The sequence below is a fragment of the uncultured Sphingobacterium sp. genome (assembly GCF_964277905.1).
Taxonomy (GTDB): domain Bacteria; phylum Bacteroidota; class Bacteroidia; order Sphingobacteriales; family Sphingobacteriaceae; genus Sphingobacterium; species Sphingobacterium siyangense.
Window position 1 is genome coordinate 979,383 of sequence record NZ_CAXYKD010000048.1, and the last position, 23,827, is coordinate 1,003,209.

Genomic DNA, 23,827 nt, shown 5'->3' on the forward strand with positions numbered 1-23,827 from the left:
CGAATGGTTCATTGGTACAAAATTGAACATGCCGATTTTCTGAAAAATCAGGGCATCAGCGAACATAAATTCGGTGGGAAAATTATTTGCATTACCTGGTTTGAGGACCAACTCTATGCGTTCTCCCGAAAATGCCCACATGCTGGAGCACCACTGAAAAATGGCTGGTGTGAACGTGGAAAAGTAATCTGTCCTTTTCATCGCCATGAATTTGATTTAATTTCAGGAAGAGGTAATCCCGAGCAGCATGATTTTATTACTATTTACCCCATAAAATTCGAAGATAAAGACTATTATGTTGGTTTGGAAATAGGCTTTTGGCAACGTTTATTTGCTTAGAAAGTAACGAAAGTATCATATCTCACCGCATGAATCGTATATCTAATGAGTAAATAAGTATATTTGCTATCGAAAACAAATTAAAGACATGCAGGGGAAAAAGATTGGTATAATTGGTAGCGGAAGTTGGGCTACCGCTATGATCAAGATGCTATGTGAAAATGACCAAGACAAGCATATTTTTTGGTGGGTAAGAAAGGAAGAAGATGCAGAATATATTCAAAAATTCAAACACAACCCGACTTACCTGAGCAGTGTTTCGGTTGATCTTAGTATTACAACGATTGATACCGATGCAAAAAATGTAATTAGGAATTCGGACATTGTCATTTTAAATACGCCTGCGGCTTATTTGAAGGATGCACTGGCGAATGTTACGAAGGAAGATTTTAGAAATAAAATTGTCGTTTCGGCCATTAAGGGGATTATTCCCAAAGATAATTTGATTATCGGTGAGTTTTTGGAGCAACGATATGAGGTCGATATTGAACAGATCTGTGTGGTTGGTGGCCCATGTCATGCGGAGGAAGTTGCTTTAGGCAAATTGTCTTATTTAACTTTCGGCTGTAAAAACCTGGATAGTGCAGCATTGGTTGCTTCCTTTTTATCGTCAAGGGTCATTAAGACGATTCTTTCGGAAGATGTCCTAGGGATAGAATTTGGTGCAGTATTGAAAAATATATATGCTTTGGCGGGTGGTATTTGCCATGGCTTAGGTTACGGTGATAATTTTCAAGCTGTGCTGGTATCCAATGCAATTCGCGAAATGCGTCGTTTTGTAGGAAAAGTGGACGGTGATACTTCCAGGGATGTGAATACTTCGGCTTACTTAGGGGATCTTTTGGTAACAGCCTATTCCCAATTCAGCCGAAATAGAACCTTTGGAAATATGATTGGAAAGGGGTACAGTGTGCAATCTGCTCAATTGGAAATGAATATGGTGGCTGAAGGGTATTACGCTTCGGCATGTATTCAGGAATATGCAAAAAAATACGCAGTGGAATTACCTATATGCGATGCCGTGCACCAAATTTTGTATGAACACCTACCTGCATCTAAAATTATTCAAGCATTAAGCGAAAAATTAACATAATAAAGTAGCAATAGAGTAGATGATAACAAAAGAAGCGATTGCTTTAGCTTATAAAGAAATTCAGGACGAAATATGTCAGGCGTTGGAGAAATTAGATGGATCGGCGCGCTTTGAAGAAGAATTGTGGGAACGTGAAGGTGGTGGCGGAGGTCGTACCAGGATCATTCAGAATGGTCAAATTTTGGAAAAGGGAGGTGTTAACTTTTCGTCTGTCTATGGCAAATTACCCGAAGCGATTAAAAAATCATTTGCTGTAGAGGAAGATGATTTCTTTGCGACAGGAGTATCCATCGTCATTCATCCAAATAATCCCTTAGTCCCTATTATACACATGAATGTCCGCTATTTTGAGCTAAACGATCAGATTCGTTGGTTTGGTGGTGGAATCGATTTAACGCCCCATTATGTCGATGAAGAGGATGCCAGCTATTTTCATCAGCAGCTGAAAGATGTATGTGATCGACATGATGCTACATTCTATGAAAAATTTAAAAATTGGGCGGATGATTATTTTTATATCCGACACCGCCAGGAAACGCGGGGAATAGGAGGTGTATTTTACGATAAGTTGAATACTGAAAAAACAGGGATGAGTATGGAAGATATTTTTGCTTTTTCTTGTGATCTTGGCCGTACCTTTGCACCAACCTACACCGCTTTGGTCGAGAAAAATCGACATAAAGCCTTTACTGATCAACAAAAAAATTGGCAATTAATCCGCCGGGGACGCTACGTCGAATTTAACTTGGTATGGGACTCGGGGACTAAATTTGGACTTGAAACGAATGGTCGAATTGAGTCGATACTGATGAGTCTACCTGCCCAGGCCAATTGGGTGTACGATTATCGTCCTGAAGAAGGCTCAGAAGAAGCCAAAACCTTAGCTTTACTACGAAAAGGTATAAACTGGATTTAAAAACATCGAGGAAAAATCAGATGGTTTCTTATCAAAAATTTACGTTAGAAAACGGCCTGCGTGTATTGGTACACGAGGATCATAATACGGCCATGGCTTGTGTCAATATCTTGTATGATGTGGGCGCAAGGGATGAGTCTCCGGAACAAACCGGATTTGCACACTTATTTGAACACCTGATGTTTGGGGGTAGTATTAATATTCCTAACTTCGATACCGAATTGCAAAAAGTAGGTGGTGAAAATAATGCATTCACAAGCAACGACATCACAAATTACTACATCACCCTGCCTTCTTCAAATCTCGAAACAGCATTGTGGCTTGAGTCGGATCGGATGTTAAGTCTGGCATTTTCAGCGCAGAGCCTTGAGGTGCAACGAAATGTTGTGAGTGAAGAGTTCAAACAGCGTTATTTGAATCAACCTTATGGCGATGCATGGTTAAAATTGCGGCCATTAGCTTATCAGGTACATCCTTATCGCTGGGCGACTATCGGAAAAGAGTTAAGCCATATTGAAGAGGCTACCATGGAAGATGTAAAAGCTTTCTTCAAATTACATTATAATCCACAGAGTGCAATTATGGTTGTTTCGGGAGATGTACATTTTGAAGAAGTAAAGGCTTTGACCCAAAAGTGGTTTGGCGATATTGAGGCTGGCGAAAAATACAATCGTCAATTGCCTAAAGAGCCGGCGCAAGAGGAGATAAGGCGTGAGACTACTTGGGCAGAAGTGCCTCTAGATGCACTTTACATGGCATTCCATGGCCCCGCAAGATTGGAAGAAGGGTATTTCGCAATGGATCTTTTGTCGGATATTTTATCAAGAGGATCTTCTTCACGTTTGTATCGTCGATTGGTAAAAGAGGGACAGTTATTTAGTGAAATAAACGCCTATGTAATGGGAAGTATTGACAATAACCTCTTTGTCATTGAAGGGAAACCATCGGAAGGGATCTCGTTAGAAGAAGCTGAACGTGCGGTTTGGGCCGAGTTGGAGGTCATAAAATCCGAGTTGGTACCTGCAGTCGAATTGGATAAAGTAAAGAATAAGATCGAATCGACAAATGTTTTTGCGGAACTATCTATTTTGGATAAAGCCATGAACTTGGCTTTCCATGAGTTGCTGGGTGATGCAGATGGCATTAACACGGAGGTCTCAAAATATTTATCGGTGAGTGCAGCGGAAGTTCAACAGCAAGCTCAGGCTATTTTTAGACCGGAGAATGCTTCTATATTAATGTATAAATCAAAAGAAGAGGAGGCTGTACATGTTGGATAGAACAAAAGCACCTGAGTTCCGTGAAATTGGAAATATAAGTTTGAAAGAGCCAATCAAGAAGCAGTTTGCAAACGGATTGCCTGTCTATGTTTTCCAGTCGCCCGAGCAAGAGCTTGTGCGAATAGAATGGATCTTTGAGAATACCTATCTTGACGGGCAGATTGAAAACCCGTTGTTAAATAGTGCTTTAAGCGCCTTACTTAAAGAGGGAACAAATACCATGTCCAGTGCAGAGATCGCAGATAAAGTAGATTTCTATGGTGCATTTCTTGTCCCTGAATACTCTTTTGACGTAACTTCTTTGTCGCTTTATACATTGAATAGACATAGTCAAGTACTCTTGCCGCTTGTAAAAGATATTCTGACGGAAGCATCGATTCCACAACAGGAATTGGATACCTATTTACGCAATAACAAGCAAAAGTTTCAAGTTTCTATTCAGAAAAATGATTATCTGGCGCGACGTAAATTCTATAACTTGATCTTTGGTAAGAATAATCGTTACGGGCGTACACCAAAACTGGAAGATTATGATGCGATTACACGTGCGCAGTTGATCGCATTGTACCAACAGGAAATTGTTCCTAGTAACTGTACCTTAATTGTTTCAGGTAATGTTTCGGATGAGCTATTGCAAGAACTGGAACAAATTTTTGGCGTAGATTGGAAGGGCGCAGCTATTGACTCTTCTTTGAATGGGCCTGTTTTGGCGCAAGGATCTAATGATCTGGTTTACGAGGAAAAAGAAAATGCATTGCAGTCAGCCATTCGTTTAGGTTGCCAGACGATTGGAAGGACACATCCTGATTATCCTGCACTACAGTTTGTCAATACTTTGTTAGGTGGTTTTTTTGGTTCCCGTCTGATGCGAAATATTCGTGAAGAAAAAGGGTATACCTATAGTATTGGTTCGGCTGTCGCAACCTTGAAACATACTGGTTTTATGACCATTGTAACCGAAGTCGGGGTAGATGTTACTCATGCAACCTTGACAGAAATAGAAAAGGAGATCAATTTGTTGAAAACAACATTGGCCTCCGAGGAAGAGGTGAATCTCGTTAAAACCTATATGGAAGGTTCTATGTTGGGTTCATTGGAAAGTATCTTTTCGCATGCGGACAAGTTTAAAAGTGTTTTGTTAAATGGGATGACATTAACGTATTATTCCTATTATATGGAACAGATCCGAAACATGTCGCCAGAGAAGGTGCGGGACCTTGCCAACAAATACCTGGACTTTGATGCAATGGTGAAAGTTGTTGTTGGGAAAATCAGTCAAGCTGAATCAGTTCATCAAGCGGTTGTAAATTAAATTTCTTAGACTACAAAAATCGAATACTACTTTGTATTTTTGGTTTTTGATAAAAAAGCGTATTATCCAGCATGGAATTAAAATTAAAAAAACCATTGGTATTTTTCGATTTGGAAACTACAGGTGTTAATGTGGCGACCGATCGTATTGTCGAAGTATCATTTTTGAAAGTGATGCCCAATGGTGAAGAAACAGTCTATACAAAGAAGATCAATCCAGAAATACCTATTCCCGCAGAATCCTCTTTTTTTCATGGTATTTATGATGAAGATGTGAAGGATGCTCCTAATTTTAAAGCAATTGCAGTGGAGCTTGCGGCTTTTATTGAGAATGGAGATCTGGCGGGATATAATTCCAATAAATTCGATGTCCCTATGCTTATGGAAGAGTTTTTGCGGGCGGGCGTTGATTTTTCATTGGAGGGAAGGGCATTTGTAGATGTTCAGAACATTTTCCATCAAATGGAACAACGAACGTTGAAAGCGGCATACAAGTTTTACTGCAATGAAAATCTTGAAAATGCACATACGGCTGAAGCTGATGTTCGCGCAACATATGAAGTATTGAAAGCACAGTTGACGAAATATGAAGGGGCAGCATTTGAAGATAAACATGGTGTCGTATCTTATCCTGTAGTGAACGACGTCGAGGCTCTTCATGCGTTTACCAACCTCAGCAAACCGGTAGATTTTGCCGGACGTCTCGTATATAATGCGGAAGGATTGGAAACAATCAATTTTGGTAAACATAAAGGAAAACCTATTATCGAAGTATTTGAGCAGGAGCCTAGTTACTACGCTTGGATGCAGAATGGTGATTTTCCATTGTATACCAAGAAGGTCTTAGAAAATATCTGGAATCGGTATAAAAAGGAAAAGAGTGAGCAAAAAGCAAAAGCAGCAGCCACACATTCTGTAGAAGATAAAAAACTTGCGAAAAAGGAATTCAATCAGCAAAAAGAAGAAGCGCCGCAGAACATTTCTTTAGATATGTTGAAAGGATTGCAAGATAAATTTAAAAAATAACGTTAATTAATAGCTTAGAAAAAGGATTATGGAATTCAAACAAGAAGTGGAGCATGTACAGTGTTTGATTATTGGTTCGGGGCCAGCAGGTTATACTGCAGCAATTTATGCTGCGCGTGCGGATATGAAACCAGTGGTTTATACCGGTATTGTTCCAGGAGGACAATTGACACAGACTACTGAGGTGGACAATTTTCCTGGTTATCCAAAAGGTATTACTGGACCGGTGATGATGGAAGATTTACGTGAGCAAGCTGAGCGCTTCGGAACTTCAGTGCGTTTTGGATATGTGACTAAAGTAGATTTTACTGGTGAGGTACACCGTGTTGAGATCGATGGAACAGTACAAGTAACCGCAGATACTGTGATTATTGCAACAGGAGCTACAGCAAAATGGTTAGGCTTGGAATCTGAACAAAAATACAACGGTTTTGGTGTTTCAGCATGTGCTGTATGTGATGGGTTTTTCTTTAAAAACCAAGAAGTTGCTATTGTAGGTGCTGGAGATACTGCGGCAGAGGAAGCTACATACCTCGCAAAATTATGCTCAAAGGTACATATGTTGGTTCGTCGGGATGAGTTCCGTGCTTCAAAAGCAATGGTGCACCGCGTGATGAATACGCCAAATATTGAAGTTCACTACAATTCTGAGGCAAAAGAGGTTTTAGGAGATGGTCAAGTGGTGACCGGAATACGTGTTATTAACAATAAAGACCAGTCTGAAAAAGATCTAGAAGTAACAGGCTTCTTCGTTGCTATTGGGCATAAGCCTAATACCGAGCTTTTCACAGGTGTACTGGATATGGATGAAACAGGCTATTTAATCACAAAACCAGATAGTACTGCTACAAACATACCGGGTGTTTTTGCTTGTGGTGATGTTCAGGATAATATCTTCCGTCAGGCAATCACTGCTGCAGGTACAGGTTGTATGGCAGCATTGGAAGCTGAAAGATATTTGGCAGCTAAAGAAAGCGGCGAATAATCGCATTGGAATAAAAAAACGGGGCATCGTACAATGCCCCGTTTTTATTTGCCTTCTTCAATCTCAAAAACACTGTCGATTTTCCAATTTGCCTTATCTTTGGAGGCTGCTACAGCTAAGCGATCACAGCGCTCATTTAACGGATGCCCAGCGTGGCCTTTTACCCACACAAGACGCACATTATGCAGCTTGTAGGCACTCATTAGACGTAACCAAAGATCTTTATTCTTCTTTCCGGCAAAACCTTTTTGTATCCAGCCATATACCCATTTCTTATCAATGGCATCAATGACATATTTGGAATCAGAATATACCGTAACTTGTTGCTGCAGGTTTTTCAGCGCCTCGAGACCAACGATCACGGCCATCAATTCCATCCTGTTGTTAGTTGTTTTGCGGTAACCGCCCGAAAACTCTTTTTCGATAAGTTTGCCTTTAAAAGCTTCATTATCGCCTGTATAAATGGTTCTTAAGATTGTTCCATAGCCCCCAGGGCCCGGATTTCCACTTGAAGCCCCATCTGTATATAATTCGATCATACCTGCCAAATATACATGAAGTTTTTGTAAGCACACACAAATGGATAAAAATGATCGAGACTAGTTCATATTTTGATGCTCGAAGTGGAAGATTTTTGTACCGTTGCACCTTCAATAAATTCAACGATAGGGCATAGCGCTATAAGCGTCAAATTTAATAGATACTCACAACCGATTTAATAGGTATTAAAAAGGGACTTTACACGGTTTTATCCGAATGAAGTCCGAATGAGGTCCCTATAAAGTCCCTATTAGATCCGTTTAAGTTATGGGAATATTCCCTGCGTGTTTTAAGTTTGAACTAGAGAAAAATATAATGTTAGATTTCAACCGCTCTCCAACGTAATTTATCCCTTACACAATTGGATTTTGCTGATTTATGTGTATTTTGCCGGCTTAAACTCGTTATGTAATCGATAAAATAGCTTATGAAGTTTCGAAAGATTTCTCTTTTTGTTCTTTTGGCGTCTGCGTGCTTAAACGTTTCAGCTCAGAACAATGTATCAACGCAAAAAATGGATTGGTTTGAAGATGCCAAATTGGGTATTTTTATTCACTGGGGTATTTATTCTGTAGATGGGATCTCAGAATCTTGGTCATTCTTCAATAATTATATTAACCATGACAATTACATCAAACAGCTTAATGGGTTTACAGCAAAGGATTATAAACCCAAGGAATGGGCCAAATTGATTAAAGAAGCTGGTGCGAAATACACGGTGATTACGACCAAACACCATGACGGAATCTCGATGTGGAATACGAAGGCTGATAAAGCGATCACTACATTACAAGACGCGGCTGCAAAACAGGATGTAATTACACCGTTTGTGAAAGCAATACAAGAAGAGGGCTTGCACACTGGACTGTATTATTCGTTACCCGATTGGAGCCACCCATATTATGATGTTTTTACGCGCAATAGAAAGCGTTATGAATTGAAAGGTGAGCCTACGCGTTGGGATAATTATGTGAAATATTACCAAAAGCAATTGACTGAGCTATCCGAACAATATAAGCCAGAATTACTTTGGTTTGATGGAGATTGGGAACATAGTGCCGAAGAGTGGAAAGCGAAAGAGACCTTAAATCTTTTGCGGAAATATAATCCGAATATTATTATAAACTCGCGATTGAATCATCATGGAGATTATGATACACCTGAACAAGGGATTCCGGTCACGCGCCCTGATGCTAAATTTTGGGAACTCTGTTACACGATGAATGATTCTTGGGGCTATCAACCCTTTGATAAAAAGTACAAATCACCCAATATGATCATCCGAACGTTGGTCGATTGTATTTCTATGGGTGGAAACTTATTATTGGATATTGGTCCAAAAGCAGACGGTACGATCCCTGAGGAGCAATTAAATATTTTGAAACAGCTGGGGCGATGGACGCATAAGCATGCGGCTGCGATCTATGGTACAAGAGCCGGTATTCCTTTTGCGAACTACGGTGGGAAATCTGCTTTATCAAAAGACGGAAAAACACTTTATCTGTATGTGTATGAACAGAAACCCGAATTGCAACTCAAAGGTTTAGTCAATCATTCGGCCATTAAAAGCATTTCAGTTGTTGGTGATGCATCCGCGAAAGTAAGTGTTAAATCTGAAAATGAAACCGTTCGAGTAGACTTGACGAAAGTAAACTTTGATCAGGATGTTACCGTGATTGCACTGAACTTTGCGGAAGCGCTTCGTTGGACTGCACCTCAGGAGACTGAAGTTACGTTGAAATCTGTGCTGGATAATAAGTTGACAGATCGTGCTTTAGGTCAAATCGCGTCAACACTGCATGCAGGAAAAAATATTTTTGATAATTCCGGGTTAACTGTGGATGGTTTAGATACGAAATTGCCGAGTAGTAACACGACTAATCCGACGGTATTAAAGTGGATTAAGGATCATGCTGAAGCACTTTATGAGACCGGAAAGGGCTTGCCGGAAGGACATTATGAAGGATTAAGTGCACTTTCCAAAGATCGCCAGACCTTGTATCTATTTGTTGAGGGAAAACCTACTGGCCCAATTGCATTAAAAGGTGTTAAAAATGGAGTCGCTAGGATCCGGGTGGTCGGTGACGGTTCCATGATAAACCATGAGGTTTTCAATAAGCTCTATTGGAGTAGCATCCCGGGTATTATCTACATTCAGGCACCAGTGGAGCGCTTGGATAAAAATATGACCGTTATCGCTGTGTTGTTGGATGCGCCAATACAACTATATCGTGAGAAAGTGGGTGCTATCGAAAATAACCTTTAAGAGGTTGGATTGCGCTGAGCATTGAAAAGAAGCCTAGGATAACAAAATATCCTGGGCTTTTTTATGGGTGATGTAAACCATTCTGATCAATTTCGGGGGTATTCGATGCATTTTCTCCTGAATTGTGGCAAGGAAGCATTTTTTATTATAACTTAGGCCTATGAATCTAATCAAAACTGTTTTGATCCCAATTATTGTTTTTCTTTGTATTTGTTGTTCTTCCGGTGACGGAAGTAAATCCGAGCGGTTGCGGGCAGATTCGTTAGTGAATGAAGTTGTTGATGGAAAGTTAAAGATAACCACACTCGCAGAGTCGAATGAATTTATGTATTTCAACGATAAATACTTTCATGAACCGGCAGATTTAAAAGTCATTCCAAAATTTGATAAAGTACAGATTCAAGTTGTTACTTACCGAATTTATCAGCATGTCAGACTGAAAAATAATCGTTATGAGTTCAATGTGCAGAAAGCCTGTGAACTGCATATTCCAAATAGCGCTTTTGTGTATTACCAACGTTCTTTTGATGATATGAACCGAAAGGCTGCCTTGAGTAAAGATTCTATCCGACTTGAGCTGCCGGATAACTATGCATCCTTGTTGATAAATGAATGATCCAGATCTACAGACATGATGAAAGTCATATAAAAAGTCAATCTTAACTATAGTATGGAGTAACAAACAGACTTAAGATGAAAAAGAAAAATATTGTTGTATTGACGGGGGCCGGTATTTCTGCTGAAAGCGGTATACCTACATTTAGGGATGCCAATGGATTGTGGGAAGGGCATGACGTCATGGAAGTTGCTTCAATTGAAGGTTGGCACAAAAACCCAGCCTTAGTCCAGGAGTTTTATAATCTGAGACGGAAAGCGGCTTTGGTGGCACAGGCAAATGCGGCTCATCATGCGCTGGCAAGATTGGAATCAGCGTACCAGGTGAGTATTGTAACGCAGAATGTAGATCTACTGCATGAACAGGCGGGATCATCTCATATTGTTCATTTGCATGGCCGCTTGGATCAGGCCAAGTCGTCTATCGATGATCGCTTGGTGTATCCCATTGTCGGTGATGAGATTAAGATGGGCGATCTTTGCGAGAAAGGTAGTCAGCTGAGGCCAAATATAGTCTGGTTTGGAGAAGCTGTGCCAGCCATTGAGGAGGCCATAAGCCTGGTTTCGGATGCCGATATGTTGATTATTATTGGAACCTCCCTACAGGTTTATCCTGCTGCAGGACTTAAAGAATTTGCGCCTAGTCACTGTCAAACGTTTTTAATTGACAAAAAAATACCTAGTGACAGGGCTTTACGTAATATACAGTGTTTTGAGGAGTCGGCGACAATAGCTGTTCCCAATTTGGTAGAACAATTACTTTATTAAGTGTTGTATAGTGATATATAAAATAGAGGTTTATGAAAAAAATAATAGGGATTCTTTGCCTATCCGTTGCTTTTGCAGCATGTCAAAATAATTCGGAAATCAAAGTAAATACGAGTTCAAATGATCAGCCTTTGACCTTGGATAGCGTCCAAGCCAAGCATTTGCTCAGTTTGCCATTGCATTGCATCGAAGTGGAATATCCCAATAAGTTGGGGCAGGTACTCGGTAGTGATAGTGATCTAAAAGCACCGCGTACATTGCATCCAATTTTTTACGGTTGTTTTGACTGGCATTCTTCTGTACATGGGTATTGGTCAATTGTACATATTTTGAAGGAATTTCCAAATTTGGACAGTTCGGGTGAAATTCGGCGCCAATTGAATCGAAATATTACGGCAGAAAATGTGGCCGTTGAATTAGATTTCTTTCAAGATAAGAACAATAAGAACTTTGAGCGCACGTATGGCTGGGCCTGGTTGTTGCAGCTGCAGAAGGAATTATTAACTTGGGAAGATACAGATGCAAAACGCTGGGCTTCGAATCTTGATCCCTTGGTGAAACACGTCGTAAAATCTTATCAAGAATATCTGCCCAAATTAGCCTATCCGATTAGGACAGGATATCACGATAATTCGGCATTTGGCCTTTCTCTGTCTCTGGACTATGCAAGAAGTACGGGAAATGTGACGTTTGAAAAATCATTAATGACGAATGCTTCTCGTTTATATAGTCAGGATAAGAACTGCAACATTTCTTTTGAGCCAAGTGGAAGCGACTTTCTTTCTCCTTGTCTTGAAGAAGCCCTTTGTATGAGTTTGGTGCTGCAACAGGAGGACTACCGTAAATGGTTAAAGGATTTTATGCCGGATCTGTTTAATCCCGATTTCAATTTAGAACCAGGTATCGTGAAAGATCGAACAGACGGACATTTGGTCCATCTGGATGGACTTAATTTTAGTCGCGCAAACTGTTTAAACGGTATCGCAAAAGCGCTGCCTGAGTTAAGTTACTTGCATAAGTTGGCGAATAAACATTTAAAATACTCTTTGCCCAATATTACCACCAAGGATGACTATATGGGGTCACATTGGTTAGGCACATTTGCACTCTATGCATTATCAAAGCATTGATTCGGGGAGATTATCTTCTCCCCATTTATCCATTAGTGTTAATATTTCCTCGAGCGAACGGCCGAGCGCAGTTAATTCATATTCTACCTTTGGCGGGACTTGCTGATATACTATTCGAGTGATCAGATTGTCCTGTTCAAGTTCCTTTAATTTAGCAATCAGCATACGCTCTGATATGCCTACGAGCTTTTTCCGCAACTCACTATAGCGGAGTTTACCTTCATTTAGCAGATAGGAAAGAATGTTGATTTTCCATCTGCCGCCTATGGTGGCTAAGGTAAATGCAATACCACAACGATCTTTCCAGTATAGCTCATTGATATGATTGGTTGAATTCTCTTTTCGCGTGTTCATACGAACTTTTTTGTTGGTATCATACAATCTTGTACGTACTGTTATTCATGCAAATTAATAAAGAAATTTGTAGGAAAACAAAAAGTATAAAATGGAAATGATTAAATCAGTCGCTCATTGGTTGAGCTATGCATACTACCTTTATGTATTTGGTTATGCATCATTGTTTAAAGTGTTTCAGAAAGGCTCCATGATGCAAAGCATGCAGTCTCTGGGTTTTAATAAGACTTGGACGGTCATTATTGGAATAGGAGAGCTTATGGGAGTGGTATTACTCTTAATAGGTTTGTATAACCCGCAATTTAAGAATGGGGCAGTACTTGTATTGTTCCCCTTTGCAGTAGCAGCATTTACGGCGCATATGGCACATCAGGAGTACCATCATTTCTACAACTCATTGCTTATGTGCATACTCAGTATTTTGCTGCTGGCCACAGACAAAAACTTTAAAATTATACTTTAACTCCTGCATCCGCTTAAGCATGATCGTCAGAAAATTTAGCTCATTTATGTAGATTAATTTTCTGATGATCGTGTGTTTATTCCGATGAAACTGGAGCTTAAGATACAGAGGCTATCCTAATGAAATTGAACGATAAGCGGCATGGCGAGCCGGTTTCCTGTGATGTTATTGGATTCATATGCTGTTATTACATACTTTCATTATAAATAGTCTGGACTATCCTTGTTTATTTATGGCCGATAGCCGCAAAATAAATGAATAATAGGATAGGATAAAAAAATCGTGATTTGTGCTAATTTAAACCTGTTGATTTATACATATAAATCTTGTTTTTTATCTTATATTGCCTATTTGTTGGTTTAAATGAAGTTTTTATCTTGTTTATTTAGCTGCCTGTTTTTTTTGCTAGGTTATAAAAAGGCTATAAAATTCAAGATTTGTGCTACTCTGAAAGGGCAAACTTATAATAAATTTGATCCATCAATCCCATAGGGATGCGACATGCTATGTATAGGTATATAAGACATCTTTTAATGTTATTGCCCATTGTTTTTTTCTGTATGTTTATTACAGGTAAAATAAACAAGGATGTCTTTTCACATGCTGCCTATAAAAACGAGTCAAAACCGTCAATAGCTTCATCACAATCCCATTTCGATTTCTATCTCGGATCGATCGAAGAATGCTCATTCGAATTGAGTTATGATCAACATTTAGCATATGCCGTTCGGCTCTGTGCCTTGGGACTGATTCTGCCTATTTTCTTGCTATTTACGGATAAGAAGTCGTGGCATAGTTTTTATGAACTCCAAAATAAATATTTGTCTAACAGACTGCCAGACAAGTGTATCCTATACCATTCCTTTAAAATTTTCGGTTAATCCCCTTTTTCTTTTGGTGAATATCATTGGTTGAGTCAATACACGACTATATAACCTATGTAACAAATCATTGCTTGAAGAAAGCAGCTTAATCATCTGCTTTGCTATTAAATCATTTATATGAACACAACACTTTATGCATTAGCTATTACAGCTATTACGATCAGTTTTTTTCATACTGCATCGGGGCCAGACCATTATCTGCCCTTTATTGTATTGTCCAAATCGAAAAAATGGTCGTTGGGAAAAACTATATTATGGACAATTATATGTGGACTCGGACATGTTTTCAGTTCGGTCATACTAGGGATTATTGGCGTTTATCTCGGATGGCAGCTCAATAAAATCAGCTGGTTACAGGACGTGCGTGGCAATGTTTCAAGTTGGGCACTATTTATTTTTGGACTTGGATATTTGATTTACGGGATCTGGAAAATATCAAAGAAGCATTCCCATAAGCATTTTGATGTAATGGGTGATGAAGTTTATGTGCATGAACATACCCATGGGAAAAGCGCATCAGGGCATCATCACCATCATCAAAAAACAAAGGTAACGCCTTTGGTATTATTTGCAATTTTCGTCATGGGACCATCGGAACCATTGATACCTCTTTTATTTTTTTCAGGTGCACACCGCTCAATGACGGAGGTCATTACGCTGATTAGCACTTTTACCATTACGACGGTGGTAACCATGGTCGGAATGGTCTTGTTGGGAATTTATGGTTATAACTTGCTCAATACCGAAAAACTTGATCGATATGTACACGCCATTAGTGGCGCAGTCCTGTCAATTTGCGGTGCGGGGATGTTATTTCTGGGATGGTAATTTTTTTAATATTATGAACAAACGTCAAAATATAAACAAACGTCAAATCACCTTTTTTATAGGCTTGCTGGCTGCTACCCACAGTTACGCACAGCAACACGTAATTCAGGGAACGGTAAAAGATAAGGATAGTAAACAGCAATTAGAAGAAGTCAATATACGTTATCAACGGGGAATAAAGCATAGTCATACGGCGTCGAATGGTACTTTTTCGGTACAGCCGGGAACATTTCCGGATACCTTGTTATTGAGCCGGATAGGCTATCTCGATCAGATGTACATCCTAAAAGAAGCGAAGTCTCCTATTGAAATCGAAATGCAAAAAAATGAAGTGCAGTTGAGTCAAATTCAGGTAGATGCATTCAATAGCAGTAAAACATTGAGCAAAGTTGATTTAAGTAAGATTCCTGTTAATTCGGCACAAGATCTATTGCGGAAAGTTCCTGGGCTCTTTATAGCACAGCATGCCGGCGGTGGAAAGGCTGAGCAGATATTTTTGCGTGGATTTGATAATGACCACGGTACAGATATTGCCATTACTGCAGATGGTATTCCAGTTAATATGGTCTCCCATGCGCACGGTCAGGGATACGCAGATCTCCATTTTATTATTCCAGAAACGGTTAAAGATATTGATTTTGGCAAGGGGGCCTATTATGCAGATAAAGGTGATTTGAACACATCGGGTTATGTTAATTTTACAACCTTGGATCATTTGGATCATAATCTTTTTAAGGTTGAAGGAGGTTCTTTTGACTCATGGCGTACGGTAGCCATGCTTAATCTGGTGAATAACCATGAGCAGAATAAGTATGCCTATGCCGCAGGTGAGTTCAATTATTCAAATGGTCCTTTTGACATCAAGCAAAATTTTAGTCGTGTCAATCTATTTGCGAAGTATAATCAGTGGATCGATGAGAAACATTATATCAATCTCCAGGGGTCCATATTCAGTTCGGGTTGGAATGCATCGGGTCAGATTCCGGAGCGGGCCGTTCGGCAGGGACTGATTAGCCGTTGGGGGTCGATCGATTCTACGGAAGGCGGAAATACATCCCGCATGAATTTAGCGATGCAATACCGTGCACTGATTAATGATCAGGAAAGCTGGGAAAGCAATGTTTACTTGTCGCGCTATAAATTTCAGTTGTTTTCCGATTTCACTTTTTTTCTGAAAGATCCCATTCATGGCGATGAGATAGAACAGGTTGATGATCGATACCTGTACGGGATTGAAAACAAATACAATCGCCAATTTCAGTTTGATCATAGTCAACTTTCTTGGACATCCGGTTTTGGGCTTCGAGTGGACGATATCAAGGATCTTCAACTGAACCATGTTTATCAGCGCGACGAATTATTGGATCGGCTTTCGCATATTTCGGGCGTAGAAATGAATCTGCATGCCTATAGTAATTTGGATTGGCGTATTGGTAAATGGACTATTAATCCTGCAATACGTGTCGATCATTTGATTTTCAACTTGCATGATAAACTGAAAAGTGATCCCGCTGGACAAGAGGCTTCCGCTACAAGGGTCAGTCCAAAGCTTAACTTTGGATATACGTTCAATCATCGCGCACAATTATATTTGAAAACGGGTATGGGATTTCATTCCAACGATATCCGCGTGGTGATGGAACAAAATGGAAAAGATATTATGCCCATTTCCTATGGTGCAGATCTTGGCTTGATCTGGAAGCCAACTGATAACCTCTTTATTCAGCCTGCTTTATGGGGGTTGTACCTTCAGCAAGAATTTGTGTATGTGGGGGATGAAGCTGTCGTGGAGCCTTCGGGGAAAACGAAACGTCTGGGGGCAGATTTGAGTTTACGCTATCAAGCTACCCCTTGGTTATATTTTGACGGCGACATAAATTATGCTTACGCGCGGGCGATTGACGAACCTAAAGGCGAAAACTATATCCCGCTGGTGCCTTCTTTAACAAGTACAGGAGGGGTATCTGTGAAGTTACCACTTGGCATTTCGGCCAATTTACGCTATCGTTATATGAATACAAAACCAGCGATAGAAGATAATTCGGTACGTGCTAAAGGTTATTTTGTCAATGACCTCCTGCTAAACTATGGCATGGGAAAATGGAATTTTTTGGTGCAGATCCAAAACTTATTTGACACCAAATGGAATGAAGCACAGTTCGAGACCGAAACTCGATTAAGAAATGAACAGCAGCCCGTTTCTGAATTGCATTTCACACCTGGAACGCCTTTTATGGTAAAAGGAGGCCTGAGTTATAAATTCTAAAGACTGGGAGCGATGATCGCTTTAAAATTTTCCTTTGTATCTTTAATAGGGATTATAACTCCTTATAAATAATAACGTATTATGGAAAAGAGTAAGTTACTTCGAATGGATAATATGGGTATCGTGGTGGAGTCATTGGACAACGCGATTTCCTTTTTTTCAGAACTTGGTTTATATCTGGAAGGGCGAGCACAGATTGAAGGTGAATGGGCAGGTAGAGTGACTGGTCTTGGTGCGCAGCATGTCGAGATCGCCATGATGGTGACACCAGATGGACATAGCCGATTGGAACTTTCAAGATTTATTGATCCTGCGATAATTGCAGATCATAGAAATGCTCCGGTCAATGCCTTGGGCTATTTGCGGGCAATGTTTACCGTTGAAGATATAGATGATGTACTGCGGAGGCTAATTGGCAATCATGGCGCTGTCCTCGTAGGGGAGGTGGTACAATACGAAAATGCTTATCGCCTTTGTTATCTAAGAGGAGTAGAGGGATTATTGATTGGTTTAGCCCAACCTCTATAGGGTAAATGATTGAATCGAATCTTTGTGCGAAAAAAGAAAATTTAAGAAATTTCTATGTTGTACAAAATAAATAGAAAACTAAGACGTTATTGATACAAATACTTTTCATAAAATAGGTTAATATATGGCTAAGACCCTAGAGTTCCCCGCTCTAGGGCTTTTTTGTAATTATACCTGTGGGAATAACGAAGTTTAGCACAATCTGTTCGGATTGTGTTCTTTCCTGATCAATAAAGTGAAATTTATCTGCTTGATGAAAGCCATGAGGAAGGCCTAAGAATCTATTTTTTAGACTCTATTTTCAAGGATGAACTCGTCACTACATTCATGACTGGTTTTACAATTTTGCCCAAGCTGGAAGTAATTTAGGCAATTTTTGAACACGTGGTCATTAGTACAATCACACATAGGACGAGCAATATAATAACAGATGTGGTGTAAGGCGTTCTTCTCATAATACTTTTTTTTACTTAGTAGTTTACAAAAGCCGTGCCTTTATTTTTGGAACTTGCAGTGAGTCTGATTGTTGTAGCTTCGTGTCTACAGGATAGTCGATATGAAAAAGGGATTGTATGTTGGAAAAAGCTTGTGCTGGTACCTTGCGCATCGATTTTGGGATTAACGGATCTGGCTCATATTGTTCCCTTGAAACGATGTTTTTTTTGATAGCGTATAGACGATCAAACTACTTAAAAGCATTAGGATAGTATAGGTAATAAACGCGATGTTTTCAGACTGATGTTCACTGCCCATTGAAACATTTTCTATCCATAACCCTGTATTATTTTTAAACCCCAAAGCCCAATGGGTTAGGTTCCATCCGAAGTGTAGTCCTATAGATAGTGCAATATTGCGGGTTCTTAGTGCAGTAAGACCAAAAAGTACAGCTCCAAGTCCTGAACCCAGTACTGCCGCCTTTAAATACCATTTCTCTTTTCATGTCTTAATTGTTTAGCTCGATATGAATTTACGCTATTTTAGCTTAAATGAAAAAAATGATGTGCTACTTGTTGATCTTAAAGTGCAGGTCTTGTTCCTGTAGGTAGGTTCTTTTGCTTGTCACGTATTTTGCTGCTTAAAACAGGTTGATTTATCGTTTGTTTTTTATTATATTAGGCAATAAACCAATGAATTATCGCTATGGTCAATCTAAATCGGAGAAAATTTATTCAAGGAGCGGGGGCAGTTTTAACTTTATCAGCCTTAGAAGTTAAGGGGCTTTCATTTCGTGATACGATTAAAAATTTTCGGGTCGGATTGATTGGTGCAGGTTGGTATGGGAAAAGTGATTTATTCCGTTTGATTCAGGTTCGGGATGTCGATGTCATCGCCATATGCGACGTCGACGACAATCAGCTGCAGGAAGCTGGGCGGCTGGTTAGTGAGCGTCAAATTTCAAAAAAAGTTCCAAAATTGTATAAAGATTATAGGGAAATGCTCGCCAGTCATAAATTCGATCTAATTCTCATTGGAACACCAGATCACTGGCACGCCAGACAGGCAATTGATGCGATGCGTTCGGGTGCCCACCTCTATTTGCAGAAACCGATCAGTGTTGATGTGCTTGAGGGGGATGCTATATGGCGTGCGGCAAGAAAATATAATCGGAAAGTTCAAGTGGGAACACAACGGAGAAGTACAGCCCATCTCATTGACGCCAAGAAGCGAGTGATCGATAGTGGCTTACTTGGTAAGATTTCGCATGTGGAAATGTGCTGCTATTATCATATGCGAAAGAACGGCAATCCACCGATTGAGCCGGTTCCAGATTTCCTGGATTATGAACTTTGGACCGGACCAGCACCTTTGCGGGCTTATGATGGTTTGCCTCATGGTGGCTGGTGGCGAACTTTTATGGCCTATGGGAATGGAATAACAGGGGATATGGGAATGCATATGTTTGATACTGTGCGTTGGCTTCTGCAGCTTAAATGGCCCAAAAGCGTGAATGCGAAAGGTGGCATTTATGTGCAAAAAGGAGGGAAATCGACGATCGCGGATACGCAGACAGCCTTATTTGAATACGAAGATCTTAATTGTGTCTGGCAGCATAGGACATGGGGGGCAGCAGCAGACCCTGAATACCCCTGGGCATTTGTGATATATGGTGACAAGGGTACCTTAAAGGGAAGTGTGATGAAATATGAATTTATTCCAATCGGAGAAGGCAAGCCCATCCGACAGGATGTTATCTTAGAAAAAGAGAAGTTCCCCAAAGATTTGACGGAGCATCGAATCGAGCTACATACAGCGCCTGCAACTAGACAACATATGCTAGACCTTTTATCGGCAATTGAAAATAATCATCTTCCTGTAGCGGATATTGAAGAGGGCTATATATCCACCGCAAGCTGCATTCTGGCGAATTTGTCGATGCAGTTGAATCGCCCCTTAATTTATGATCCAATACAAAAAATATGTGTCGATGATCCTGAAGCAACTCAATTACTGCAAAGACCGTATCGCAGTCCCTGGCAACATCCTTAATACTATAGGTCATGGGCGCTGAGAAAAGTTGAGCTCGGGTGTTATTCGGTATTGAACCGCAACGGTGCGGTAAATTGAATAAATATCAATATATTGGTATCAGGTGGTCATAACATAGAAAAAGGAATATTATGCAGACGATATTGGGTGCCAATGGACAAATTGGAGAAGAACTGGCGCGCGAGCTAAAGCGAAATTTTACTTCTGCTATCCGCATTGTCAGTCGAAACGCAAAAAAGTAAATGATACTGACCAAGTTTTTTCCGCGGATCTATCGATCCGTGAACAGGCAATCGAGGCCGTGAAGGGGAGTGATATCGCCTATTTCACGTTAGGGCTTCCCATAAGTTCGGATCTATGGGAGGAACAATTTCCTGCTATTCTTCATCATGTAATTGATGCCTGCAAGATCAACGGTACTAAGCTTGTCTTTTTTGATAATACATATATGTATCCCCAAGACGATCGTGTTTTGACGGAGGAAAGTACCTTTGCTCCTGTCGGAAGAAAGGGGAAAGTGCGGCGGAACATGGCTGAAATGGTACTTGCTGAGATAGCGTCGGGCCAGCTTGAAGCCGTTATTTGTCGAGCACCTGAATTCTATGGTCCTGGTAAAACACAAAGCATTACCAATACCCTAATTTTTGATAATATTAAAGCGGATAAAAAACTGAAAGTGCCTTTACGTGTTGATAAGAAACGAAGTCTGATTTGGACTCCCGACGCAAGCCGAGCAACTGCACTTATCGGAAATACACCCGATGCCTATGGACAGATCTGGCATTTGCCCGTGGATAAAGCGCACCCGACTTACCAGGAGTTTATCAGAATGGCAGCAGACATTTACGGTAAGGAGTTCAAATATACTGTAGTTCCCAAATTTATCTTTAAAATAGGGGCTTTGTTCAATAAACGGCTAAAGGAGCTTTTGGAACTTCTTCCACGATACGAACACAATAATCTATTTGATGATTCAAAGTTTAGAAATAGATTTCCTGAATTCGAGGTTACTTCTTACGCGCAGGGAATTGATCAGATTCAACAAGACAAGTTTTAACCTATGCATAAATGAGAATACAAGCGACTTTGTTCACCTGACGACAACCGCATCTGGTCATAATATTATGCTTGAGGAGCCAACTTTGGTCATCAGCGCTTTTTCACAGCTGCTGGGAAAACTGTAAGATAAGGAAACCGATCTTCAGCCTTGTGGTCTGAGATGAAGCAAAATACGTTGAATATCGGTTTTCTTTTATGATAAAGCTTTTTTTGAAGGGCAAGTGAATCAATAATGGGCACGGAATAAGAAAACCTACGCTGCATTTGTAAATTCTAAATTTCTACAGAATTCGTTCCGTTCTTTACGCGTTTAAAAAGACGCGTGCGAGATGAATATTAATTCGACGATAATCCATAATTATGCTAGGCTTAGAAAATCGTTGTTCTTTCTACCTATAATTCTGTTAGCTCTGCTCATTCTATTTCTATATTTTAATCATGCATTGAATGTATATGGCTATACCGTCATTCAGAAGAGTAGTTTTTTCGCGATAAATGCTTATCTGGGGCAATATCCAAATCTTGAGTCCAATTTTACACAGTTTGGAGATTGTTTAATCAGTCTCTCGCTTTTGAGTGTCTTTCTGTGCTATGGTCCTAAATTATGGGAGGCATTAATATCAGCATCTCTAATTTCTGCTTTCTTTTCGATCCTTTTAAAGGTACTATTTGCTGTGCCACGACCCGCAGCAGTATTTAATCATACTAGTTTTTTGATTACCGGTAAGATGCTTCTGGGGAATAATAGCTTGCCTTCTGGCCATTCCATCACGATATTTACAACCTTGACCGTTATCATGTTTGCTTTTATGCCGCAACGATTGAGTTATAAAATAATGTGGTTTTTAGGTTTAACATTTATTGGGTTAATGCTTGCTTTATCTCGTGTCGCATTGGGGGCACACTATCCATTAGACGTGCTCAGTGGCTGTATTATAGGATATCTTTCGGGGCTGTTCGGAATTTTTTTTAGCAGGGAATTTAAAATATGGAACTGGATCAACAACAAAAGGTATTATCCAATTTTCATATTATTGTTCCTCGTTTTCAGTATTGTATTGATCAATAGAATAATTAATGATAATTTGCTAATATTTTATTTTACATTTATCTGCTTAATTAGTACACTTTATAAAATCATTACCGTTTATGCTAAAAAATAGCTTAAAATTAGTTCATTTTGTCCTTTTCATGAGTGTGTTGAATTTTATATTCTTCCATTTTCCATTTTATACTTTTGTTTTTAATAATGTTGATTACAGGAGCTTTGGGGGTATTGTTCTGATCGGTAGTTTAATGGTTCTGATGCTGGTGATGAATGCTTTTGTACTTTATCTGTTTTTTTCGGCGTCACGGCGCTTCGGGAAATCCATACTTGTTTTGTTTTTTCTGATCAATTCAGTCGCCGTTTATTTTGTTAACACATATAGCGTTATTTTGGATGAAACAATGATCGGTAATATCTTGAATACCCGATATTCCGAGTCCAGCGGTTTCTTTTCTCTGAAACTGATCGTCTATCTCGTGTTTCTCGGTATTATACCCAGTATCTTCATCATTAAAGCTAAAATAGTAAAGGATAAACCAAGGAAGTTTTTTATCACTTCCTCACTTTCGTTATTATTTATCGTTATTTTAATATTTGCTAATGCGAGTAATTGGTTGTGGATCGATAAGAATTCGAAGACTTTGGGTGCACTTGCCATGCCTTGGTCTTATACCGTCAATATTTCACGCTTTTATATTCATGAATACCAAAAAAATAAGAAAGAGATTTTATTGCCGGATGCGACGATAACTGACCACAAAAAGACAGTAGTTGTACTTGTTATAGGTGAATCTGCTCGAAGGGATAATTTTTCGTTGTATGGCTACCAGAAGAATACAAATCCTCTGCTTTCCAAGACACCCAATCTTTATCATTTTGACGCAACTTCTTGCTCTACCTATACGACAGCTGGAGTAAAATGTATATTGGAACATAAAAATACGGATGATTTGTACGAAATCCTGCCAAATTACCTTTACAGAAATGATGTCGATGTGATCTGGCGAACGAGTAATTGGGGGGAGCCACCTGTACATATTAAAGAATATGAAACAAATGATCAACTTGCTACAAACTGTAAAGGTGAAGGATGTGCTTACGATGAGGTACTTTTAACAGGTCTAAAGGAGCGGATATCATCCAGTAAAAAAGACAAGATTTTTGTTGTGCTCCACACAAGTACAAGCCATGGACCAACATATAGCAAGAAATATCCCGCTCAATTCGAGCAGTTTAAGCCGGTCTGCAATAGTGTTGAGTTAGGGAACTGTTCTAAAGAAGAATTGATAAATGCTTATGATAACACCGTGGTTTATACAGATTATATTTTGCATAATCTGATTGAGGATCTAAAACAATTGAAGGAATATAACAGTGCCATGTTGTTCGTCTCGGATCATGGAGAATCACTGGGTGAAAATAACCTGTATATGCACGGACTGCCGATGAGCATTGCACCAAAAGAGCAATACGAGATTCCTTTTATCGTCTGGGTGTCTGATCATTCAAAACAGTTGAAACCAAATAAAACCTTGACCCAAAATCATGTATTTCATAGTGTGCTGAAATTTCTGGATATGAAGAGCCCTATCTATGATGAGAATATGGATATTTTCAAATAGGGAGCAATAGATATTGTCA

The 23,827-nt window shown here is 39.6% G+C and carries 21 protein-coding genes; 19 read left to right on the forward strand and 2 right to left on the reverse strand.

Going from position 1 to position 23,827, the window contains the following annotated elements; genetic code table 11:
- The first annotated feature begins 3 nt into the window (after positions 1-3).
- The 7 genes from ACHWSC_RS25975 to trxB all read left to right on the forward strand — a co-directional run bounded on the left by ACHWSC_RS25975 (position 4) and on the right by trxB (position 6,950).
- The gene (locus ACHWSC_RS25975) at positions 4-339 is read left to right on the forward strand and encodes a Rieske (2Fe-2S) protein (protein ID WP_394678798.1); all 336 of its coding nucleotides are present in this window, start codon (positions 4-6) and stop codon (positions 337-339) included.
- An 88-nt stretch (positions 340-427) separates the two neighbouring features.
- Complete coding sequence (locus tag ACHWSC_RS25980; protein WP_394678799.1) at positions 428-1,432, forward strand: NAD(P)H-dependent glycerol-3-phosphate dehydrogenase; 1,005 nt, start codon at positions 428-430, stop codon at positions 1,430-1,432.
- A 19-nt stretch (positions 1,433-1,451) separates the two neighbouring features.
- Positions 1,452-2,348 carry an oxygen-dependent coproporphyrinogen oxidase gene (hemF, locus tag ACHWSC_RS25985; RefSeq protein WP_394678800.1) on the forward strand — a complete coding sequence of 299 codons (897 nt, stop codon included), beginning with the start codon at positions 1,452-1,454 and terminating at the stop codon, positions 2,346-2,348.
- Between the two features lie 20 nt (positions 2,349-2,368).
- Complete coding sequence (locus ACHWSC_RS25990; RefSeq protein WP_394678801.1) at positions 2,369-3,628, forward strand: M16 family metallopeptidase; 1,260 nt, start codon at positions 2,369-2,371, stop codon at positions 3,626-3,628.
- Entirely contained in the window at positions 3,618-4,940 is a 1,323-nt protein-coding gene (locus ACHWSC_RS25995; protein WP_394678802.1) for a M16 family metallopeptidase, read from the forward strand. Before ACHWSC_RS25990 ends, ACHWSC_RS25995 begins: the two co-directional genes overlap by 11 nt.
- A gap of 71 nt (positions 4,941-5,011) precedes the next feature.
- On the forward strand, positions 5,012-5,965 hold the full coding sequence (locus ACHWSC_RS26000; protein WP_201668499.1) for a 3'-5' exonuclease: 954 nt from the start codon (positions 5,012-5,014) through the stop codon (positions 5,963-5,965).
- Between the two features lie 28 nt (positions 5,966-5,993).
- Positions 5,994-6,950 (forward strand): thioredoxin-disulfide reductase, encoded by a 957-nt coding sequence (gene trxB / locus ACHWSC_RS26005; protein ID WP_075992486.1) that lies wholly within the window; start codon positions 5,994-5,996, stop codon positions 6,948-6,950.
- Between the two features lie 44 nt (positions 6,951-6,994).
- Here trxB and rnhA read toward each other — a convergent pair whose 3' ends face one another.
- Complete coding sequence (gene rnhA, locus ACHWSC_RS26010) at positions 6,995-7,489, reverse strand: ribonuclease HI (protein ID WP_075992491.1); 495 nt, start codon at positions 7,487-7,489, stop codon at positions 6,995-6,997.
- A gap of 428 nt (positions 7,490-7,917) precedes the next feature.
- Here rnhA and ACHWSC_RS26015 point away from each other — a divergent pair, with 428 nt between their 5' ends.
- From ACHWSC_RS26015 to ACHWSC_RS26030, 4 genes are all read left to right on the forward strand, one after another.
- Positions 7,918-9,756 (forward strand): alpha-L-fucosidase, encoded by a 1,839-nt coding sequence (locus tag ACHWSC_RS26015; RefSeq protein ID WP_394678803.1) that lies wholly within the window; start codon positions 7,918-7,920, stop codon positions 9,754-9,756.
- 160 nt (positions 9,757-9,916) lie between these two features.
- Entirely contained in the window at positions 9,917-10,372 is a 456-nt protein-coding gene (locus tag ACHWSC_RS26020) for a hypothetical protein (RefSeq protein ID WP_394678804.1), read from the forward strand.
- A gap of 77 nt (positions 10,373-10,449) precedes the next feature.
- A complete protein-coding gene (locus tag ACHWSC_RS26025) occupies positions 10,450-11,139 on the forward strand; it encodes an NAD-dependent deacetylase (protein WP_394678805.1) in 690 nt (229 codons plus the stop codon).
- 32 nt (positions 11,140-11,171) lie between these two features.
- Positions 11,172-12,269 carry a DUF2891 domain-containing protein gene (locus tag ACHWSC_RS26030; RefSeq protein WP_394678806.1) on the forward strand — a complete coding sequence of 366 codons (1,098 nt, stop codon included), beginning with the start codon at positions 11,172-11,174 and terminating at the stop codon, positions 12,267-12,269.
- On the opposite strand, the gene ACHWSC_RS26035 is transcribed toward ACHWSC_RS26030, so the two are convergent.
- Complete coding sequence (locus ACHWSC_RS26035; RefSeq protein ID WP_153845908.1) at positions 12,258-12,623, reverse strand: helix-turn-helix domain-containing protein; 366 nt, start codon at positions 12,621-12,623, stop codon at positions 12,258-12,260. The genes ACHWSC_RS26030 and ACHWSC_RS26035 overlap by 12 nt on opposite strands.
- A 91-nt stretch (positions 12,624-12,714) precedes the next feature.
- On the opposite strand from ACHWSC_RS26035, the gene ACHWSC_RS26040 reads away from it, so the two are divergent.
- The 8 genes from ACHWSC_RS26040 to eptA all read left to right on the forward strand — a co-directional run bounded on the left by ACHWSC_RS26040 (position 12,715) and on the right by eptA (position 23,808).
- Complete coding sequence (locus ACHWSC_RS26040) at positions 12,715-13,086, forward strand: DoxX family protein (protein ID WP_201668495.1); 372 nt, start codon at positions 12,715-12,717, stop codon at positions 13,084-13,086.
- Positions 13,087-14,087: 1,001 nt separating this feature from the next.
- A complete protein-coding gene (locus tag ACHWSC_RS26045) occupies positions 14,088-14,798 on the forward strand; it encodes a hypothetical protein (RefSeq protein WP_394678807.1) in 711 nt (236 codons plus the stop codon).
- On the forward strand, positions 14,731-17,064 hold the full coding sequence (locus ACHWSC_RS26050) for a TonB-dependent receptor (protein ID WP_394678808.1): 2,334 nt from the start codon (positions 14,731-14,733) through the stop codon (positions 17,062-17,064). The genes ACHWSC_RS26045 and ACHWSC_RS26050 overlap by 68 nt, the downstream gene beginning before the upstream one ends.
- Before the next feature lie 81 nt (positions 17,065-17,145).
- A complete protein-coding gene (locus tag ACHWSC_RS26055) occupies positions 17,146-17,592 on the forward strand; it encodes a VOC family protein (protein ID WP_120335990.1) in 447 nt (148 codons plus the stop codon).
- A 1,140-nt stretch (positions 17,593-18,732) separates the two neighbouring features.
- Positions 18,733-20,079: a Gfo/Idh/MocA family protein gene (locus ACHWSC_RS26060; RefSeq protein WP_394678809.1), complete on the forward strand. Its 1,347-nt coding sequence runs from the start codon at positions 18,733-18,735 to the stop codon at positions 20,077-20,079.
- A gap of 301 nt (positions 20,080-20,380) precedes the next feature.
- Positions 20,381-21,136 carry an NAD-dependent epimerase/dehydratase family protein gene (locus tag ACHWSC_RS26065; RefSeq protein WP_394678810.1) on the forward strand — a complete coding sequence of 252 codons (756 nt, stop codon included), beginning with the start codon at positions 20,381-20,383 and terminating at the stop codon, positions 21,134-21,136.
- Positions 21,137-21,467: 331 nt separating this feature from the next.
- Positions 21,468-22,301 carry a phosphatase PAP2 family protein gene (locus ACHWSC_RS26070; protein WP_394678811.1) on the forward strand — a complete coding sequence of 278 codons (834 nt, stop codon included), beginning with the start codon at positions 21,468-21,470 and terminating at the stop codon, positions 22,299-22,301.
- Entirely contained in the window at positions 22,288-23,808 is a 1,521-nt protein-coding gene (gene eptA, locus ACHWSC_RS26075) for a phosphoethanolamine--lipid A transferase EptA (protein ID WP_394678812.1), read from the forward strand. Before ACHWSC_RS26070 ends, eptA begins: the two co-directional genes overlap by 14 nt.
- The last annotated feature ends 19 nt before the right edge of the window (positions 23,809-23,827 follow it).

Bases quoted from the DNA above. Each gene is read 5' to 3' on its own strand.
- ACHWSC_RS25975 (WP_394678798.1), top strand. From the start codon at position 4: ATGGTTCATTGGTACAAAATTGAACATGCCGATTTTCTGAAAAATCAG.
- ACHWSC_RS25980 (WP_394678799.1), top strand. From the start codon at position 428: ATGCAGGGGAAAAAGATTGGTATAATTGGTAGCGGAAGTTGGGCTACC.
- hemF (WP_394678800.1), top strand. From the start codon at position 1,452: ATGATAACAAAAGAAGCGATTGCTTTAGCTTATAAAGAAATTCAGGAC.
- ACHWSC_RS25990 (WP_394678801.1), top strand. From the start codon at position 2,369: ATGGTTTCTTATCAAAAATTTACGTTAGAAAACGGCCTGCGTGTATTG.
- ACHWSC_RS25995 (WP_394678802.1), top strand. From the start codon at position 3,618: ATGTTGGATAGAACAAAAGCACCTGAGTTCCGTGAAATTGGAAATATA.
- ACHWSC_RS26000 (WP_201668499.1), top strand. From the start codon at position 5,012: ATGGAATTAAAATTAAAAAAACCATTGGTATTTTTCGATTTGGAAACT.
- trxB (WP_075992486.1), top strand. From the start codon at position 5,994: ATGGAATTCAAACAAGAAGTGGAGCATGTACAGTGTTTGATTATTGGT.
- rnhA (WP_075992491.1), bottom strand. From the start codon at position 7,489: ATGATCGAATTATATACAGATGGGGCTTCAAGTGGAAATCCGGGCCCT.
- ACHWSC_RS26015 (WP_394678803.1), top strand. From the start codon at position 7,918: ATGAAGTTTCGAAAGATTTCTCTTTTTGTTCTTTTGGCGTCTGCGTGC.
- ACHWSC_RS26020 (WP_394678804.1), top strand. From the start codon at position 9,917: ATGAATCTAATCAAAACTGTTTTGATCCCAATTATTGTTTTTCTTTGT.
- ACHWSC_RS26025 (WP_394678805.1), top strand. From the start codon at position 10,450: ATGAAAAAGAAAAATATTGTTGTATTGACGGGGGCCGGTATTTCTGCT.
- ACHWSC_RS26030 (WP_394678806.1), top strand. From the start codon at position 11,172: ATGAAAAAAATAATAGGGATTCTTTGCCTATCCGTTGCTTTTGCAGCA.
- ACHWSC_RS26035 (WP_153845908.1), bottom strand. From the start codon at position 12,623: ATGAACACGCGAAAAGAGAATTCAACCAATCATATCAATGAGCTATAC.
- ACHWSC_RS26040 (WP_201668495.1), top strand. From the start codon at position 12,715: ATGGAAATGATTAAATCAGTCGCTCATTGGTTGAGCTATGCATACTAC.
- ACHWSC_RS26045 (WP_394678807.1), top strand. From the start codon at position 14,088: ATGAACACAACACTTTATGCATTAGCTATTACAGCTATTACGATCAGT.
- ACHWSC_RS26050 (WP_394678808.1), top strand. From the start codon at position 14,731: ATGTACACGCCATTAGTGGCGCAGTCCTGTCAATTTGCGGTGCGGGGA.
- ACHWSC_RS26055 (WP_120335990.1), top strand. From the start codon at position 17,146: ATGGAAAAGAGTAAGTTACTTCGAATGGATAATATGGGTATCGTGGTG.
- ACHWSC_RS26060 (WP_394678809.1), top strand. From the start codon at position 18,733: ATGGTCAATCTAAATCGGAGAAAATTTATTCAAGGAGCGGGGGCAGTT.
- ACHWSC_RS26070 (WP_394678811.1), top strand. From the start codon at position 21,468: ATGAATATTAATTCGACGATAATCCATAATTATGCTAGGCTTAGAAAA.
- eptA (WP_394678812.1), top strand. From the start codon at position 22,288: ATGCTAAAAAATAGCTTAAAATTAGTTCATTTTGTCCTTTTCATGAGT.